The 17,358-nt window shown below is 62.0% G+C and carries 11 protein-coding genes, 1 tRNA gene and 1 pseudogene; 12 read left to right on the top strand and 1 reads right to left on the bottom strand.

Annotation, left to right across the window (positions count from 1 at the left end; translation table 11 throughout):
* Positions 1–193: 193 nt before the first annotated feature.
* The 12 genes and pseudogenes from xseA (at position 194) to WH265_RS11230 (ending at position 16,968) form a co-directional block, all read left to right on the top strand.
* Positions 194–1,549, top strand: a complete 1,356-nt coding sequence (gene xseA, locus WH265_RS11175; RefSeq protein ID WP_339558336.1) for an exodeoxyribonuclease VII large subunit — start codon at positions 194–196, stop codon at positions 1,547–1,549.
* 216 nt (positions 1,550–1,765) lie between these two features.
* On the top strand, positions 1,766–2,347 hold the full coding sequence (locus WH265_RS11180) for a superoxide dismutase (RefSeq protein ID WP_021026539.1): 582 nt from the start codon (positions 1,766–1,768) through the stop codon (positions 2,345–2,347).
* A gap of 240 nt (positions 2,348–2,587) precedes the next feature.
* Positions 2,588–4,840: a TonB-dependent receptor gene (locus tag WH265_RS11185; protein ID WP_339558337.1), complete on the top strand. Its 2,253-nt coding sequence runs from the start codon at positions 2,588–2,590 to the stop codon at positions 4,838–4,840.
* 29 nt (positions 4,841–4,869) lie between these two features.
* Entirely contained in the window at positions 4,870–5,427 is a 558-nt protein-coding gene (locus WH265_RS11190) for a sigma-70 family RNA polymerase sigma factor (RefSeq protein ID WP_339519596.1), read from the top strand.
* Positions 5,428–5,437: 10 nt separating this feature from the next.
* On the top strand, positions 5,438–6,445 hold the full coding sequence (locus WH265_RS11195; RefSeq protein WP_339558338.1) for a FecR domain-containing protein: 1,008 nt from the start codon (positions 5,438–5,440) through the stop codon (positions 6,443–6,445).
* Positions 6,446–6,609: 164 nt separating this feature from the next.
* Positions 6,610–9,087, top strand: a complete 2,478-nt coding sequence (locus WH265_RS11200; RefSeq protein ID WP_339558339.1) for a TonB-dependent siderophore receptor — start codon at positions 6,610–6,612, stop codon at positions 9,085–9,087.
* A 1,195-nt stretch (positions 9,088–10,282) separates the two neighbouring features.
* Positions 10,283–11,695, top strand: coding sequence for an insecticidal delta-endotoxin Cry8Ea1 family protein (locus WH265_RS11205; RefSeq protein WP_339558340.1), 1,413 nt, complete (start codon positions 10,283–10,285; stop codon positions 11,693–11,695).
* A gap of 290 nt (positions 11,696–11,985) precedes the next feature.
* The gene (gene msrP, locus WH265_RS11210; protein ID WP_339537891.1) at positions 11,986–12,966 is read left to right on the top strand and encodes a protein-methionine-sulfoxide reductase catalytic subunit MsrP; all 981 of its coding nucleotides are present in this window, start codon (positions 11,986–11,988) and stop codon (positions 12,964–12,966) included.
* Positions 12,967–12,979: 13 nt separating this feature from the next.
* Positions 12,980–13,618: a sulfite oxidase heme-binding subunit YedZ gene (locus WH265_RS11215; protein ID WP_339519603.1), complete on the top strand. Its 639-nt coding sequence runs from the start codon at positions 12,980–12,982 to the stop codon at positions 13,616–13,618.
* 111 nt (positions 13,619–13,729) lie between these two features.
* Positions 13,730–14,440 carry a response regulator transcription factor gene (locus WH265_RS11220; RefSeq protein WP_339558341.1) on the top strand — a complete coding sequence of 237 codons (711 nt, stop codon included), beginning with the start codon at positions 13,730–13,732 and terminating at the stop codon, positions 14,438–14,440.
* Positions 14,437–15,921, top strand: a complete 1,485-nt coding sequence (locus tag WH265_RS11225) for a sensor histidine kinase (protein ID WP_339558342.1) — start codon at positions 14,437–14,439, stop codon at positions 15,919–15,921. The genes WH265_RS11220 and WH265_RS11225 overlap by 4 nt, the downstream gene beginning before the upstream one ends.
* Before the next feature lie 98 nt (positions 15,922–16,019).
* Positions 16,020–16,968: pseudogene (locus WH265_RS11230) on the top strand (IS481 family transposase).
* 125 nt (positions 16,969–17,093) lie between these two features.
* Here WH265_RS11230 and WH265_RS11235 read toward each other — a convergent pair.
* Positions 17,094–17,184 (bottom strand) — tRNA-Ser (locus WH265_RS11235).
* Positions 17,185–17,358: the final 174 nt, after the last annotated feature.

Consider the following 17,358-nt stretch of genomic DNA (forward strand, 5'->3'; position numbering starts at 1 on the left):
TGCTTTGGCAGCTAATTGGCAGCCCCTTCCGATAATGGAGCCTCTGCATCTGGCAAACGATGGCGAGCCCGCTGGATCCCTGGCGCAAGCTCCAGCCGCTACCATGTCTGCTGCATGCCGCGCTGCGGCGTAACCAACACCCACCTCTCCTGATTTCTGCCGCGCCGAGCCTGGCGCCAAGCCGGCCATTTTTATGGACACCACACACTACCCGCCCACTGCCGCTGCCAATGCCGCCCCCAGCCCCCGTATCTGGGAGGTGGGCGCGCTGTGCCGGGCGGTGGCCGATGTGCTGGCGGCGCGCTTCAACCCGGTGGAGGTGCGCGGGGAGCTCAGCGGTTTCTCGCGCGCGGCCAGCGGCCACTGCTACTTCAACCTCAAGGATGCCAACGGCCAGGTGCGCTGCGCGATGTTCCGCCGCTCCGCACAGGCGCTGGACTTCAACCCGCGCGACGGCGAGCTGGTCGAGGTGGTCGGCAAGCTGGGGGTCTATGAGCAGCGTGGTGATCTGCAGCTGATTGTCGAAGGCATGCGCCGGGCCGGGCAGGGGGCGTTGTTTGAGCAGTTCCTGCGCCTCAAGGCGCAGCTCGAATCCGAAGGCCTGTTTGACAGCGAGCGCAAGCGGCAGCTGCCGCTGATGCCGCGCGGCATCGGCATCGTCACCTCGCTGGGCGCGGCGGCGCTGCACGATGTGGTGACCGCTTTGCGCCGCCGCGTGCCGCAGCTGCCGGTAGTGCTGGTCCCTGCTTTGGTGCAGGGCGCGCAGGCGGCGCCATCGATGGTGGCGGCGCTGCAAAAGCTCTACCGCCTGGCCGACGCCCAGATCGCCTATGACGCCCGCCTGAGCATTGACGCGCCGGCGGTGGCCATCGATACCATCTTGCTGGTGCGCGGCGGTGGCTCGCTGGAGGACCTCTGGGCCTTCAACGACGAGCAGCTGGCCCGCACCGTGGTGCAAAGCCCGGTGCCGCTGGTGAGCGGCGTGGGGCATGAGACCGACTTCACGATCGCCGATTTCTGCGCCGATCTGCGCGCGCCCACGCCCACGGCCGCTGCCGAGCTGGTCAGCCAGCCGCGCGATGTCTGGCTGGGCGCGCTGCAACTGGCGGAGCAGCGCCTGGCCGATGGCGTCGAGCGCCATCTGGACCGCCAGCAGCAGCGCCTGGACATGGCTGCGCGCCAGATCGGCAGGCCTTCGTCCTTGGTGCACGGCCAGCAGCAGGTGCTGGACCGTCTGGGCCGCCGCCTGCAAAGCGCTGCGCAAAGCCAGTTGCATGGGCAGGACAAGTGTGTGCAGCACCTGGCCAGCGTGTTCCCGACGGTGGCCGCGCGCCATCTGGAGCGCAGCGAGCAGCGCCTGGCGCAGCTGCATGCGCGGCTGGAGTTGCTCAACCCGCGCCAGGTGCTGTCACGGGGCTATGCCTTGCTGACCGACATGCAAGGCCAGGTGGTGAGCTCGGTAACTCAGGCGACACCGGGCAAGGCCCTGCATGCCGAGCTGGCCGATGGCAGTGTCGATATGGTGGCGACCCAGCGCTTGCTGGTCTAAGTTGGTTCGGTGTGCAGGCGATCGATTGGCGGTGGATTCTGACGCCGTGCCGTCTGGCTCGCATGCTATCGTCGTCATAGTAAATGGGCTGAACCCGTATTCATAAACGGGTCGATTTTCCTTTTTACAATCGACTACTGAGGCTGCTGGCTGGCCGGTGTTTGCCAATACCGCCTGGCCCGGCTTTGAAACCATACCAACCACGAGGAAACCACGATGGAACGCACTCTGCCACCACTGCCCTATGCGATTGATGCCCTGGCCCCTGCTTACAGCCAGGAAACGCTGGAATACCACCACGGCAAGCACCACAAGGCCTACGTGGACAAGCTCAACGAGCTGCAAAAGGGCACCGAGTTCGAGAACCTGGAACTGGAAGCCGTGATCAAGAAGGCGACCGGCGGTATCTACAACCAGGCCGCTCAAATCTGGAACCACACCTTCTTCTGGAACTGCATGACCCCCGGCGGCGGCGCTGAGCCAAGCGGCGCGCTGGCCGATGCCATCAACAAGAAGTGGGGCAGCTACGCCGAGTTCAAGAAGGCCTTCCAGGCTTCGGCCGTGGGCAACTTTGGCTCGGGCTGGACCTGGCTGGTCAAGAAGCCCGATGGCTCGGTGGACATCGTCAACACCGGCGCCGCTGGCACCCCGCTGACCACCGACGACAAAGCGCTGCTGACCGTTGACGTCTGGGAACATGCCTACTACATCGACTACCGCAATGCCCGCCCCAAGTTTGTTGAAACCTTCTTCGACAAGCTGGTGAACTGGAAGTTTGCGGAAAGCAATTTCGCCTGATAGCGGCTGCTCGGCTGGATGGCCGGGCACACCCGATCAGAGAAAAGGCCGGATGGTGCACTGCACCGCATCCGGCCTTTTGCTTTTTGGGGGCAGGGCGGTGCAGCAACGCCAGTGCCCAGTCTGTCAGCTACAGGCAACACTTGCCTCTGACAAAGCCCCTGATTTGCGCCAGTTTGCCGGGGCGCTCAGATGCATGATTGATAATCAGTCTCATTTGCTTCTTGGCTGGTTGTCTGTATGTTTTTTGCTTCCCGTTTTGCGCTCCACCCGGTGGCTGGCGCAGTCGCTCTGCTGGTGTCTTTTGCTGGCGCCCCCGCTTTGGCCCAAACCCAGGAGGGCGCTGCAGACACCGCTCCCGCCACCGCCGCAGTGGCGCCAGCTGCCGGCGAAGACAGCGTCTTGCCGATGGTGACCGTCAACGCCAGTGCCGATGCATCGGCGCAGGGCCTGTCCAAGGCCTATGCCGGCGGCCAGGTCGCGCGCGGCGGCCGCGTGGGCATTCTGGGCACCGAAGACATCATGAACACGCCGTTCTCGACGACGGCCTACACCCAGGATCTGATCCGCGACCAGCAGGCCCGCAGCGTGGGCGATGTACTGCAAAACGATGCCTCGGTGCGGGTCTCGCGCGGTTTTGGCAACTTCCAGGAATCGTATTTTGTGCGCGGCTTTGTGCTGGGCTCGGACAGCATTGCCTACAACGGCCTCTACGGCCTGCTGCCGCGCCAGTATGTGTCGGCCGAGCTGTTTGAGCGCGTAGAGTTGCTGCGCGGCGCCAGCGGCTTTTTGAATGGGGCATCGCCCGCCGGTGACAGCATTGGCGGCGCCCTGAACCTGCTGCCCAAGCGCGCCTCGAACGAGCCGCTGACGCGGGTCAGCGTGGGTGGCTCCAGCGGCGCGCAAGGCTATGCCGCGGCCGACATCAGCCGCCGCTTTGGCCCCGACCAGGCCACCGGCCTGCGCCTCAACGTGGCCAAACGCAAGGGCGATACCACGATCGACGACGAAGGCGTCGATCTGAGTGTGGTGTCCTTGGGGATGGACTGGCGCTCCAGCAATCTGCGCCTGTCGGCCGATGTGGGCTACCAAAGCCACAAGCTGACCACGCCACGCCCCAATGTGACCCTGGGCGCCGCGGTGACCCAGGTGCCCAGCGCTCCGGACAACAGCCGCAACTTTGCCCAGCCCTGGACCTATTCGAACGAGCGCGACAGCTTTGGCTCGGTGCGCGCCGAGTACGACATCAACAGCCGGTTCACTGCCTGGGTGGCCGGCGGTGCACGCTTTGGCCGCGAGCGCAACTCGCTCGCCAGCCTGACCCTGAACAATGGCAGCACCGGCAGCGGCACCCAAGGGCGCTTTGACAATACCCGCGCCGATGACATCTTCACCGGCGAAGTCGGCCTGCGCGGCAAGCTGACCACCGGCAGCATTGGCCACAGCATCGTGCTGGCAGCCTCGGCTTTCTCGGACAAGCGCAAGAACGCTTTCTACTCGCAGCCCGCAGCCGGTGCGCTGGCCACCAATCTCTACAACCCGGTCTACGGCGCGGCACCGCCCTTGGGCACCAGCTCGAACGATCTGGATGACCCGGCCGTGCAGGCCCGCATCAAGCTGTCGAGCCTGGCCTTGTCGGACACCTTGTCGATGTTCGACGAGCGCCTGCTGCTCACGCTGGGTGTGCGCCACCAGACCATCGAGACGCAGACCTTTGCCTACAACACCGGCATTGCAGCGCCCAAGGTGGACAAGAGCCGCACGAGCCCGATGGCGGCCGTGGTCTTCAAGCCGGCAGAGCGGGTATCGCTCTACGCCAACTACATCGAAGGCCTGACCCCGGGCGAGATTGCACCGGCGCTGTCGTCGGGCTTGCCGGTGGCCAATGCCGGCGCGGCGCTGGCGCCCTATGTCTCCAAGCAAAAGGAAGTGGGCCTGAAGTGGGACGGTGGCGATATCGGCGCGGGCCTGGCCTGGTTCACCACCGACAAGCCGCGCGTGTTCCGCAATTCCATCTCGGGCGTCTACGGCCCTGAAGGCATGGACCGCCACCGTGGCCTGGAGCTCAATGTGTTTGGCCAGGTCACACGCGGCCTGCGTGTGCTGGGTGGCGTCACCTGGCTGGATGCCAAGCAGCTGGCCGATGGCAACAACCCCAATGCCGGCAAGCGCGTGATTGGCGTGCCTCGCCAGCAAGGCAATCTGGGCCTGGAATGGGATGTGCCCGGCCTGCGTGGCCTGACCCTGGATGGCCGCGCCGTGGCCACCGGCAGCAGCTACGCCAATGCGACCAATACCTTGCAGGTGGCAGGCTGGACCCGCTTTGACCTGGGCGCGCGCTACCTGACCGAAATCGATGGCCGCCTGGTGACCCTGCGTGCCCGCGTGGAGAACGCAGCCAACCGCAACTACTGGGCCTCGGTGGGTTCGACCGGCTACCTGGTGCTGTCCAACCCGCGCACCTTCACGGTCAGCGCCAGTGTGGACTTCTAAGCGCTGACAGCCGGACTGCGGTTTGCCCCATGACTGCGACCAGCCCCGTGCCCCTGCAGCCTGCGCCCGTGCTGCCCGATATTGCCGCACTCTACGTGGAGCACCACGGCTGGCTGCAAGGGTGGCTGCGCCGCAGGCTCGGTGATGCGCACCAGGCAGCAGACCTGGCGCAAGACACCTTTGTGCGGCTGCTGAGCCCCGCTGCCAGCCATGGTGATGCCAGCGCGGCTACGCCGCCGGCCGCTGCGCTGCGCGCCCCGCGTGCCTACCTGGCCACGGTGGCCAAGCATGTGCTGGTCAACCACCTGCGCAGGCAGTCGCTGGAGCAGGCCTATCTGCAGGCGCTGGCGGTGTTGCCCGAGCCCGAGGCCATCTCGCCCGAGCGGCAACTGGCCATTCTGCAAGCCTTGCAGGAGGTCGATGCGATGCTCGATGCACTGCCGGCCAAGGTAAGGGCGGTGTTTATCCTCTCGCAGATCGACGGCCTGACCTATGCCGAGATTGCCCAGGTGCTGGGCGTGGGCCTGCGCTCGGTCAAGCGCTATATGGCCCAGGCCATGGCCGAGTGCATTTTGCTGGCGGACTGAGGTTGCCGCCATGAGCGTCTGGAATCCGCCGCCCGCGCCCGTGCCCGCGCCTGCGGCCACGCCCCTCATCACCCGCGAGGTGGCGATGCAGGCGGCCGAATGGTTTGTGCGTCTGCAAGAGGAGGCCGGCAGCGCCGATGCCCAGGCCGCGCTGGCACGCTGGCGGGCGCAATCGCCTGCGCATGAGCGTGCCTGGCAGCGGGCGATGGCCGTCAGCCTGCGGGCGGGCTCCATTCCAGCATCGCTGGGCTCGCCCGCGCTGTCGCGGCCCGAGCGCCGTGCCACGCGCCGCGATACCGTGCGCGCGCTGGCAGTGCTGATCACGGCAGTGCCGGCGGGCTGGCTGGCCTGGCGCATGGCCCCGGTGCAGCAGTGGACGGCCAGCCACGCCACCGCCACTGGCGAATGGCGCAGCTGGACGCTGGCCGATGGCAGCCGCATGGTGCTGGACACCGCCAGCGCCGCCGATGTGCAGTTCGATGCGCTGCAGCGCCGCATCCATCTGCGCGCTGGCGCGCTCTATGTGGAGACGGCCCCCGATCCGCAGGCCAGCGCAAGGCCATTTATGGTGACCACCGAGCAGGGTGAGATACGCGCACTGGGCACGCGCTTTAGTGTGCGCTGTGGCGATGGCTACAGCGATGTGGCCGTGCAGCAGGATGCGGTGGAGGTGCGGCCACGCGGCGGCGCTGCAGCACTGCGCTTGCAGGCCGGCCAGCAACTGCGCTTTAGCGACAGCGAAGCAGGGCAGCCACAGCTTGCCCAGGCCGGGGCCAGCCAGTGGACGCAAGGTGTGCTGGCGGCCGACAACATGCGCCTGGATGCCTTTTTGGCCGAGCTGGGCCGCTACCGCAAAGGCTGGTTGCGTTGCGACCCGCAGGTGGCGGCGCTGCGCATCTCGGGCGCGTTCCAGCTGGCCGATACCGACGCGGTGCTGGCCAACCTGGCCCATTTGCTGCCGGTGCAGATCAGTGCCCGAACCCTTTACTGGATCACGGTGCTGCCCTTGTCGCACTGAACTTTACACAGCACTTTTATAAATTTTCTGCCAAGTTGGCCCCTTTGGGTGCGGTCGGCTGTCCTGCATAGAGACAGCGAATTCATCTGTACCGACCCCAAGCAGGAAGCCTTATGCCAACCGTTTCTTATCGTCCTCACCCCACCCCAGCGGGAGCGCAGCCCATGCCATCGACCCTGGCTCGCGCGGTGCAAGCCGCCGTCATCACCATGGGCGTCAGCGCCATGCTGGGGCTGGCCGTGCCGGCCCATGCCCAAACCGCCGCCGAGCAGGCCACTGCACCTGCGGGCGCGGTGCAATCCTTGCAGGTGCCGGCCGGGCCACTGCCAGCCGCGCTGGTGGCCTTTGCATCGCAAACCGGTGTCAGCGTCAGCGGCACGCCCGAGCTGCTGAGCGCCGCACAATCGCCCGGCGTGCGCGGGCAGCTGCCCGTGGCCCAGGCACTGCAGCTGCTACTGGCGGGAACCGGGCTGGAGGCCGTGCCTGCGGGCGACCGCTCTTATGTGCTGCGCAAGCGCGCGGCGGCCAGCCCGGCCCCGGTGGCGGGCGAGATGGTGCTGGCGCCGGTGGTGGTGCAGTCCCAGGCCGACCGGGTGGCCGCTTCGGAGCACACGGGTTCTTACACGGCAGCGGAATCCAGCACGGCAACGCGCATGGGCTTGTCCTTGCGTGAGACACCGCAGTCGGTGACGGTGATCACTCGCCAGCAGATGGACGACCAGGGCCTGAGCAACCTGCCCGAGATTCTGGACAAGGTGACTGGCATCACGGTAGGCCGCAATGACAGCGAGCGTGCCACCTTCTACTCACGCGGCTTTGCGGTCGAGAACTTCCAGTTCGACGGCATGCCCAACACGATGAACTCGGCCAACCAATACACCACATCGCTGGCGGACAGCGCCATCTACGACCGGGTGGAAGTGGTCAAGGGCGCTACCGGTTTGCTGACTGGTGCGGGGAACCCAGGCGCGGTCGTCAACCTGGTGCGCAAGCGGCCGACCAAGGAGTTCCAGGCATCACTGGAAGGCGGTGTGGGCTCCTGGAGCAAGCAGCGTGGTGTGGCCGATGTATCAGGCCCCTTGAATGCGGATGGCAGTGTGCGTGCCCGCGTGGTGGCCGCTGCGCAAAATGCCGATTCGCATGTGAACTATTACAGCCGCGATACCCGCAACTTCTACGGCATCGTCGAGGCCGACCTGGCGCCGCGCACCACGGCCGCGCTGGGCATTGACTATATGCAGACCCGTGCTGACGGCGCAAGCTATGGCCATCTGCCGCTGTTTTTCTCGGATGGCCGGCAGACGCATTTCCCGACCTCGCTCAACCCGGCTGCGCGCTGGTCGTACTGGAACAACGACAGCACCAACCTGTTTGCCGATCTGAAACATGTGTTTGACAACGGCTGGAAGCTGGAGCTGGCTGGCAGCCATCTGCGCCAGAGCCGTGATGTGAAGGTGGGCGTAGCGGCCTATGGTTCGCTGGACAAAGAGACAGGGCTGGGCCTCAATATGCTGTCGGCCAAGATTCCCACGACCTCGACCACCGACTCGCTCAATGCGGTACTGTCGGGCCCGTTCGAGTTGCTGGGCCGCAGCCATGAACTGACCTTCGGCGCAGGCTGGTCGCGCGAGCGCCGTGGCGCGCCCGGTTATTCCACCGGCTATGACCCGGTGGGCAACTACTTTGCATGGCAGGGCGATGCACCAGAGCCACAAATGGATCTGGAGAGTGACCGCGATACACGTGTGACAGAAAAAGGTGCCTTTGGCGCTGTGCGCCTGCGCCCCACCGATGCGCTGTCCGTCATCCTGGGTGCGCGGCTGAGTTGGTATCGCCTGCATGACGGTGAGACCGATCTGGCGACTGGCGCCTATACGCTCAATGACAAGCTCAAGGTGAACCACAAGGTTATTCCCTATGCCGGCCTGGTCTATGACTTCAGCAAGCAGTGGTCGGTCTATGCGAGCTATACCGATATCTTCAACCCGCAGACCTACTACAAGGATGCGGGCGGTGCGGCGCTGCCGCCGCTCACCGGCAAGAGCCAGGAGATCGGCATCAAGGGTGCGCTGCTGGATGGCAAGCTCAACACCTCGGTCGCGCTGTTCCACACCCAGCAAAACAATGCCGCGCAGTATGTGGATTCCAACCCCGCCACTGGCGAAGAAATCTACATCGCGGCCAAGGGCGTCAAGAGCCGGGGCGTGGAGATGGAGGTCTCCGGCCAGGTCACCCCGGCCTGGAATGTGTACGCGGGCTATACCTACCGCGAGTCCACCTTGGGCTACCAGCCCGATGTGATCCTGAGCGCCGTCAACACCAACCAGCCCAAGCACCTGGTCAAGCTCAGCACCAGCTACCGCCTGCCCGGCCAGTGGAACCCCGTGACGGTGGGCGGGTCGCTCAGCTGGCAGAGCGAGACTTACTACCAGCAAGCGGGCGACACCCAGTGGCGCGCCACCCAGCCGGCCTACACCTTGCTGGGCCTGATGGCGCGCTGGGAGGTGGACTCGCACTTGTCGGTAGCGCTGAACCTGAGCAATGTGCTGAACAAGACCTATATGCCGGGCATGGGCTCGTATGGCACGGGCGTGTATGGGGATCCGCGCAGCTATTACCTGTCGGCGCGCTATAAGTTCTAAGCGCCTGTTCGCCGTCGTTTGCGCTGTAGCGCCAACAAGGCCAACAAGGCCAACAAGGCCAAATGGAGGAGCTGCGGACTGCTGTTGGGCAAGCTCGCAGTTTTTCCTCCATCGCTTGCGCATCACCAGCCACTTGAGGCTGCGCTGGACTGCCCTGCGTTAGGGCATCACCCTCCACCTGTGTCGTCCACTTTGCTTGGCGATCTGCACGGTGACCTGTCCATCCAGAATGTCTGGGCCACCTAGCTGCACGCTCACAGCGTCGCGATTTTTATGCCTGCAACAGGCAGATCGCTGCGCCGGATATGTTCCACATCGAAAAGTACGCAGGCACTGTGCGCCACTTGGGCAACTAGTGGAGCGGTATGGCCCACAGGCTCTGCTTCTGATCCGGCGCAGCGCGGCACAGAACATGACATACGGCTCCACCTTGCACGGAGCCTTCCCCTGCATTCACTCTCCTGCACCTCACTGAGGGCGTTGCAACGCTCGCAACTGACATCGTTCAGACAGCGATTCTGATTCACCAAGATGCTGAATGCAGTGGGTAGGGGACTTTGAACAGGTCTTCACTGTCTCACAGCGAGGTCGTACTGATGAATACCGAGTGCCTTGTTTCTATCGAGTCTTAAGTGGATTGCTTCGCAGTAATCTGCATGGTGATATTGCATCAAAAGGTTTTTATAGCAAGTGCGGAGTATGCCTATATAAGTGTAAGTATTTGTTTGGATTTACTAGTCAGTCCCCACGATTTTTCAGATGCAGCTTGGCGACAACTATCCGGTCACAGGTGCGGAGCAGGTGACAGTTTGTAGAGAATCAAAAATGAGATTTAGGAGCATGCAGGCATGAAGGTGTGGGGTACGCGAAGCATGTTCTGATAAATTTTGATCGGCTAAATGTATGGCTTGAGTAGATCGTCTTATTGAGTTGGTAGCAATTACAGACAATTGATGTGAGCACCAAAAATTTCAGTCTATTAGTATCGGCCCATCCTAGTGGAAGGTTGGTTCAATGTTCAGTGGATTGATGACTGCCTTTTAGGCAGAGGAGGTGAGCAATGTCTACATAATTTATAGTTGGCTACCAACGTTCTGGCCTGCAAGTGCAAAGTATCCTTAAGCGTGCTGGATATTATTATTGGTTGTGATCAATCTACGCTGATATTAATCAGCTGGATTGTGGGAGATGAGCGATGGAAAAAGCAAAATTCGAGACATCATCAGGGCGCAGAGTTTTCATACAACGAGCCGCAGCTGGGGCATCTGTCTTATCAACTGCGGGGCTTGTCTATGCCAATGATGATTTGCCTATGCAAGACGAAGTACGTCAGTCTGGTTTGGCGGGGGATATCTATGATGTTTTACGAGAGAGCATTCTCATTGGTGCGTTTGCAGTCCCGGTGATCGGCGGATTTTTGTCATTTTTGGGTGCATCGTTTATACCCAGCTCTGGTGAGTCACCGGAGCAGATGTGGAACCGCCTGATGAGAGCCAGGATTTCAGAGGCATTGTTGAGATTGGCTCAGAGGGATCTGGTCGGTCTTTCTGAAGTCAGTCGCCTCTATAAGATTGCTATTGAAAGTGGAAATAGTGACGAAATTAGGGCTCAAAGCATCGCTGCCAATACGCAATTTACGGCCATGGTTCCGGGGTTTCAAGTCAGAGGAGAGGAGGCTGCGCTGCTGCCTCTGTTTGCGATCGCTGCTACCCTTCATTTGGCATTGCTGAGAGATATGGTGCTCAAAGGACGAGATATTGGTCTGAGTGACGGGCTTGTGGCTAGATACACAAGTGAAATGGTTGTGCTGATCAGACGGTATACCATCTATGTGGATACCCATGCCTCGTACACCATCGATAAAGCGCGCAGAGATAACCCGCACTCTACCGTCGGCTTGGCGCAAAACATGCCTTTGTCCGCGATGCTGATAGAGAAAACAAAATATCAGTTGACGGTGCTTGACCTGCGAGATACCTGGGCGAATCTTGATCCGATTCGCTATCCTGGTAAATCTCGTATTAAACTCGATCGCGAGATATTTACGCCCGTCATTGGCTGGTTGGGGCGAAAAAATAGCAGGCCTGATGTTATTCCAGTGTGGAGGCGTCCATCCTCCCCGCTGAGTAGCCTTGAGGTCTGGGATAGAATGCAATGGCGCACGCGTTTTATATTCGGTTTTGATGCGATGTATGAAGATGGCAGTGTCATGAGTTCCGGCTCCAGAATCAGTAATTCCCACAATGTGCGGGTGGGAAAATATATCAATAGGGTTACTGCGGAAGCTACAGCAGGTGTGTATCAAATGAGATTTCGTAGCAATGATGGGCGCTGGACGAAAGTAGGTAGAGATGCTGATGATGACACGCCTATCAGGAGGTTTGATAGTTCTTATTCTGGGCATCGGCTGTCCTCAATTCGTCACGTGGGTATCGGAATGGGGGCCGCTGAAGGAGCTGTCCGTGGCTGCGTACTCGGGTTTCAACTGATTCATCCCAGTGGCGCTCCCATGTCCCGCGAAGCCCTCAACAGCATGGCACCCAAGATTGCGCCGCAGGTGCTGAAGTGGCTGGAGGATGAAGCTATTCCCAACCATGGTTTAATATAGCGAAACTCAATGACCCAGCTTGAAAAAGAACGGTGAGCGTTCCTCTGCAAAATCTTTGCCCAGTGAAATGCATTTGGCCGCCGGCGTCTGCATGCGGACCACGGCATGGGGTTTTGCAGAGCGTCATTGGCAGTCAAGCAGCCGTGGTCCGCTGTATTTATAACTTTTTGTTTAACAAATACTGAGCAGCGCTTGAGATCTTTGCGCTGAAGATAGTGTCTATTAGAGGTAACCGAGGCAGGCCTGCTGGCCGGCCTCATCTGCATCTACCGACTTCAGGAGCGATACCCATGCTGATACGTACCAACAACGCGGGCTTTGACCACGGCAGCAGCAGCGACATCACGCCTCAGCATCTGTATCTGAGCCGTCGCGACCTGCTCAAATTCGGTGCGGCAGGCGGCACGGCGCTGGCCGCAGGCGGCGCCTGGGCGCAAGCGGCCAAGTCCGATGGCACGCAAGCAATCAGCACCGTTCGCTCTACGGTGCCCGGTGCGATATCGATGGAGACGCCCACATCCTTCCAGGATGCCAGCACCTACAACAACTACTACGAGTTTGGCCTCGACAAAAGCGACCCGGCGCGCTACGCCCACACCTTGCAGACAAGGCCCTGGACGGTGCGGGTCGAAGGCCTGGTCAACAAACCCAAGACCTTTGATATCGAAGAGCTGCTCAAGCTGAGCGCCCAGGAAGAACGCATTTACCGCCTGCGCTGTGTTGAGGGCTGGTCCATGGTGATCCCCTGGGTGGGCTACTCGCTGTCCAAATTGCTGGCGCAGGTGGAGCCCCAGGGCAGCGCCAAGTATGTGGAGTTCGTCACCTTGGCCGACAGCAAGATGATGCCTGGCCTGCGCAGCGGTGTGCTTGACTGGCCCTACACCGAGGGACTGCGCATGGACGAGGCCATGCACCCGCTCAGCCTGCTGGCCTTTGGCATGTACGGCAAGACTTTGACCCCGCAAAATGGTGCACCGGTGCGCCTGGTGCTGCCCTGGAAATACGGCTTCAAGAGCGCCAAGAGCATCGTGACCATCCGTGTGGTGGAAAAGCAGCCGGGCACCGCCTGGAACAAGGCGGCGCGCAACGAGTACGGCTTTTACTCCAATGTGAACCCCGATGTGCCGCACCCGCGCTGGAGCCAGGCAACCGAGCGCCGCATTGGTGAAGGCGGCCTGTTTGCCAAGCGCCACAAGACCTTGCTGTTCAACGGCTACGAAGCCCAGGTGGGCCAGCTGTACGCTGGCATGGATCTGCGCAAGAACTACTGACGCGTACATGCCGATGCCCAAGCCTTCACGTTTTTCTGCCAAAGCCGTGCAGCGGCTGCTGCTGCACTTGCTGTGCCTGGTGCCAGCGGCCTGGCTGTTTTATCTGGCCGCGACCGATGGCCTGGGGGCCAACCCGGCTGAGGCACTGCTGCGTTCGCTGGGCGACTGGGCCATCCGCTTTATCTGCTTTGCGCTGGCAGTCACCCCCTTGCGGCAGTGGCTGCGCTGGAACGGGCTGGCGGCCTACCGCCGCATGCTGGGCCTCTATGCCTTCTTCTACGCCAGCTTGCACTGGCTGGCTTATGTGGTGTTTGACATGGGGGTGGACTGGCCCGCGATCGTCGACGACCTGATCAAGCGCCCCTTTATCCTTGTGGGCACCTTGGCCTGGCTGATCCTGCTGGCGCTGGCCATTACCTCGGTGCCCAAGATCATCCGGCGCATGGGCGGCAAGCGCTGGCAGATGCTGCACCGCGCGGTGTATGGGGCGGCTGCGCTGGCCGTGCTGCACTTTTGGTGGATGCGCTCGGGTAAGAACAACTTTGCCGAGGTGTGGCTCTACGGACTGATCCTGGCTGGCTTGCTGGCGGCACGCTGGGTTTTTCAAAAGCGCAAGCAGATGCAGGCGGCGGCCAAGGCTGCCAGGGTCTGACTGGATTGGCCACTCAAGCGCGCTTGCCTCCAGTGTTTGCGGGCGCGGCGCCTGGGTTTGCCGCCAAGTGCCGATCCCAGCAGACCGCCCCATGTACCGCACAATGACAGCATGAACCCCAGCAAACGTATCTTGATCGTCGAAGACGATGCCCCCATCGCGGAGCTGCTGCAATTGCATCTGCGCGATGAAGGCTATGAGGTGGTGCACATGGCCGATGGCGACGCGGGCATGCAGGCCTTGGAGCGGGGCGGTTGGGATGCACTGGTGCTGGATTTGATGCTGCCCGGGGTGGATGGCCTGGAGATCTGCCGGCGTGCCCGCGCGATGGCCTATTACGTGCCCATCATCATCACCAGTGCCCGCTCCAGCGAGATGCACCGCATCCTGGGGCTGGAGCTGGGCGCGGACGACTACCTGGCCAAGCCCTTCTCGGTGCTGGAGCTGGTGGCGCGGGTGCGCGCGCTGCTGCGCCGCAGCCAGGCCTTGGCGCAGAACGCCCGGCTGGATGCGGGTGTGCTGGTGCTCGGCAATCTGGAGATCGACCCCATATCGCGCGAGGTGAAGCTGGGTGGCACCCAGGTGGAGCTGACACCGAGGGAGTTTGACCTCTTGCATTTTTTTGTGCGCAACCCCGGCAAGTTGTTTTCCCGGTTTGACCTGCTCAACCAGGTTTGGGGCTACCGCCATGATGGCTACGAGCACACGGTCAACACCCATATCAACCGCCTCCGAACCAAGATCGAAGCCGATCCGGGCAGCCCCAAGCGCATTCTGACGGTATGGGGCCATGGCTACAAATGGGCGGAGGAGACGCCATGAGGCTCGCATCCACCACCTTGGCCCAGCGCCTGACCCTGGTCTTTGTGCTGCTGCTGCTCGCCTGCAGTGCGGCGACGGTCTGGCTGCAGATGCGGGTGTCGGATCAGCGCGAGCAAGAGGTGGTGCAGCGCCTGTCGCAGGATTTGGCCGCACGCATCGCTCGATACCCGGAGCTGATGCGTGCCGATGGCCTGAATGCCGGCGCCAGCCGCGAGCTGTTTGGCAAGCTGATGCAGGTCAACCCGAGCGTCGAGGTCTACCTGCTCGACGACAGCGGCGCCATCCAGGCCTACGATGCGCCGCAAGAAAAGATACTGCGCCAAAAGGTTGATCTGGAGCCCTTGCAGCGCCTGTTCAGCGGCGCGGCGCTGCCCGTGCTGGGAGACGATCCCCGCAGCATGACCGAGCGCAAGGTGTTCAGCGCCGCGCCCTTGATGCAGGGCGGCCAGCGATCTGGCTATGTCTATGTGATCCTGCAAGGTCAGGGCCGTGACAACCTGGCTGCCCGCGTGAGCAGCGACGGCGCGCTGCGCACACTGCTGTGGTCGCTGCTGGTCGTGGTGGTGCTGGGCGCGGTCGCGGCAGCTGTGGCCTTTGGCCTGATTACCCGGCCGCTGCGTCGCCTGACGGCCGCGGTGCAAGAGCTGCAAACCGATGGCCTGGCCGACCTACCCCAGGCGCAGGCCAAGCTGCAAAAAGCCGCCCATGGCGGAGCCGATATAGCGTTGCTCAGCCAGGCCTTTGCACAGCTGGCGCAACGCACCTGGGAGCAGTGGCAAAAGCTGCGCAGCCAAGACCAGCAGCGGCGCGAGCTCTTCGCCAATATCTCCCACGACCTGCGCACGCCTTTAACGTCATTGCATGGCTATCTGGAGACCTTGCAGATCAAGGCCGATGTGCTGTCGCCCGACGAGCGCCGCCGCTACCTGGGCATTGCGTTGGACCAAAGCCGCAAGGTCGGTGATCTGGCGCAAAAACTGTTTGAGCTGGCGCGCCTGGAATACGGCGTGGTCAAGCCCGAGCCCGAGCGCTTCTTTCTGCCCGATCTGCTGCAGGACGTGTTCCAGAAGTTTGAGCTGGCCGCCGAAGCCAAGGCACAGCGCCTGCACGCGGTGATCGATCCGGATCTGCCCCCCGTCACCGCTGATCTGGGCATGCTCGAACGCGTACTGGTCAACCTGATCGACAACGCCATCCGCGCCACGCCGCCAGGCGGGGATATTCAGGTGGAGCTGCGTGCCGCAGAGCAGGGCCGCATCAGCGTGACCGTGCAGGACAACGGCCCAGGCATCCCCCCCGCGCTGCGCGACAGCCTGTTCGAGCGCCCCACCTTGAGCCGCATGCACAGCCGCAGCGATGGCCGCTCTGGTGGCTTGGGGCTGATGATCGTGCACCGCATTCTGCAGTTGCACGACAGCTCGATCGAACTGCTGAGCGGGGCAGGGGAGGTGGGGGCGCGGTTTAGGTTTTATTTGCGCTAGGTGTGAAGGTTCAATAGGTTGTATCCGGTGTTCATCCGGGTTGGATTTGAGAGACTGGAAGTCGCCAAACACCCAAACCACTCAGGATAGCCAACCGGATGAACACTCATAAGCATGCCCGACTTACCTTTGCCCGGAGACTGGAGATGGTCAAACAGATGACCTTGCAAGGCTTGGATGCCTCTCAGGCCGGAGCCCTTCAAGGCGTCACCGCACATACCGCTCGCAAGTGGCTGGGCCGCTACCTCTCGGGCGGCGAAGCAGCCCTGGCCGATGCTTCCTCCAGGCCCATTTGCTCTCCCAAAGCCATCTGCGATTCCAAGGCCTTGCTCATTGTTGAGCTACGCAAACGCCGCATGTTGCAGTCGCGCATTGCTAGCTACGCAGGCGTCTCGGCGTCCACCGTGAGCCGGGTATTGGCCCGTGCGGGCCTGTCTCGACTCAGCGATCTGCAGCCGACCGAGCCCGTGGTTCGCTATGAGCACGATGCGCCTGGAGACATGCTGCACATCGATACCAAGAAGCTCGGGCGCATCGTTCGGCCCAGCCACCGCGTCACAGGCAATCGGCGCGATTCGGTCGATGGTGCGGGATGGGGAGACACTGTTCGTGGCCATTGACGACCACGCACGCATTGCCTTTACCGCTATGCATCCGGACGAGAAAACGCCGCAAGCCGTCGCCTTCCTGCGCAACGCCGTGGCGTACTATGCGGGGCTTGGAGTGAGCATCAAACGCCTGCTGACCGACAACGGTGCGGCATTCCGCTCAAGGGAGTTCGCTGCGGCCTGCAACGCCTTGGGCGTGCAGCACAAGTTCACCAGGCCGTACCGGCCACAGACCAACGGCAAGGCCGAGCGATTCATCCAATCGGCGCTGCGCGAGTGGGCCTATGGTTGGACATACCAGAATTCAGCTGAGCGAACACAAGCCTTACATAGCTGGCAGCATTACTACAACTGGCACAGGCCTCACAGCGGCATTGGTCGAATTACCCCAATGGCCAGGCTCAAATCTGCAAACAACCTCTTGACAGTTCACAGCTAGGGCTACTGAAAAGCGTCACGCTAGAAACAAGAAAGGCTGCAAACCGAAATTTGCAGCCTTTGTTTTGTGCGCTATCTAGTAGCGCTAGATTCAAAAGCCCTTGCAGCGTTTGAATCGGTCATCTGTGGCGGAGAAGGCGGGATTCGAACCCGCGGTGGGCTATTAACCCACACACGCTTTCCAGGCGTGCGACTTAAACCACTCATCCACCTCTCCGCATGTTTTGTACGTTTTATATCCTGTGGTGGCCAGGAAATAAAAAGCCAAGCGTGGACAGCTTGGCTGACAATTTCACCTGTTGACTGGCGGAGAGGGCGGGATTCGAACCCGCGGTGGGCTATTAACCCACACACGCTTTCCAGGCGTGCGACTTAAACCACTCATCCACCT

The sequence above is a fragment of the Comamonas sp. MYb396 genome (assembly GCF_037479555.1).
Classification (GTDB): Bacteria; Pseudomonadota; Gammaproteobacteria; order Burkholderiales; family Burkholderiaceae_C; genus Comamonas.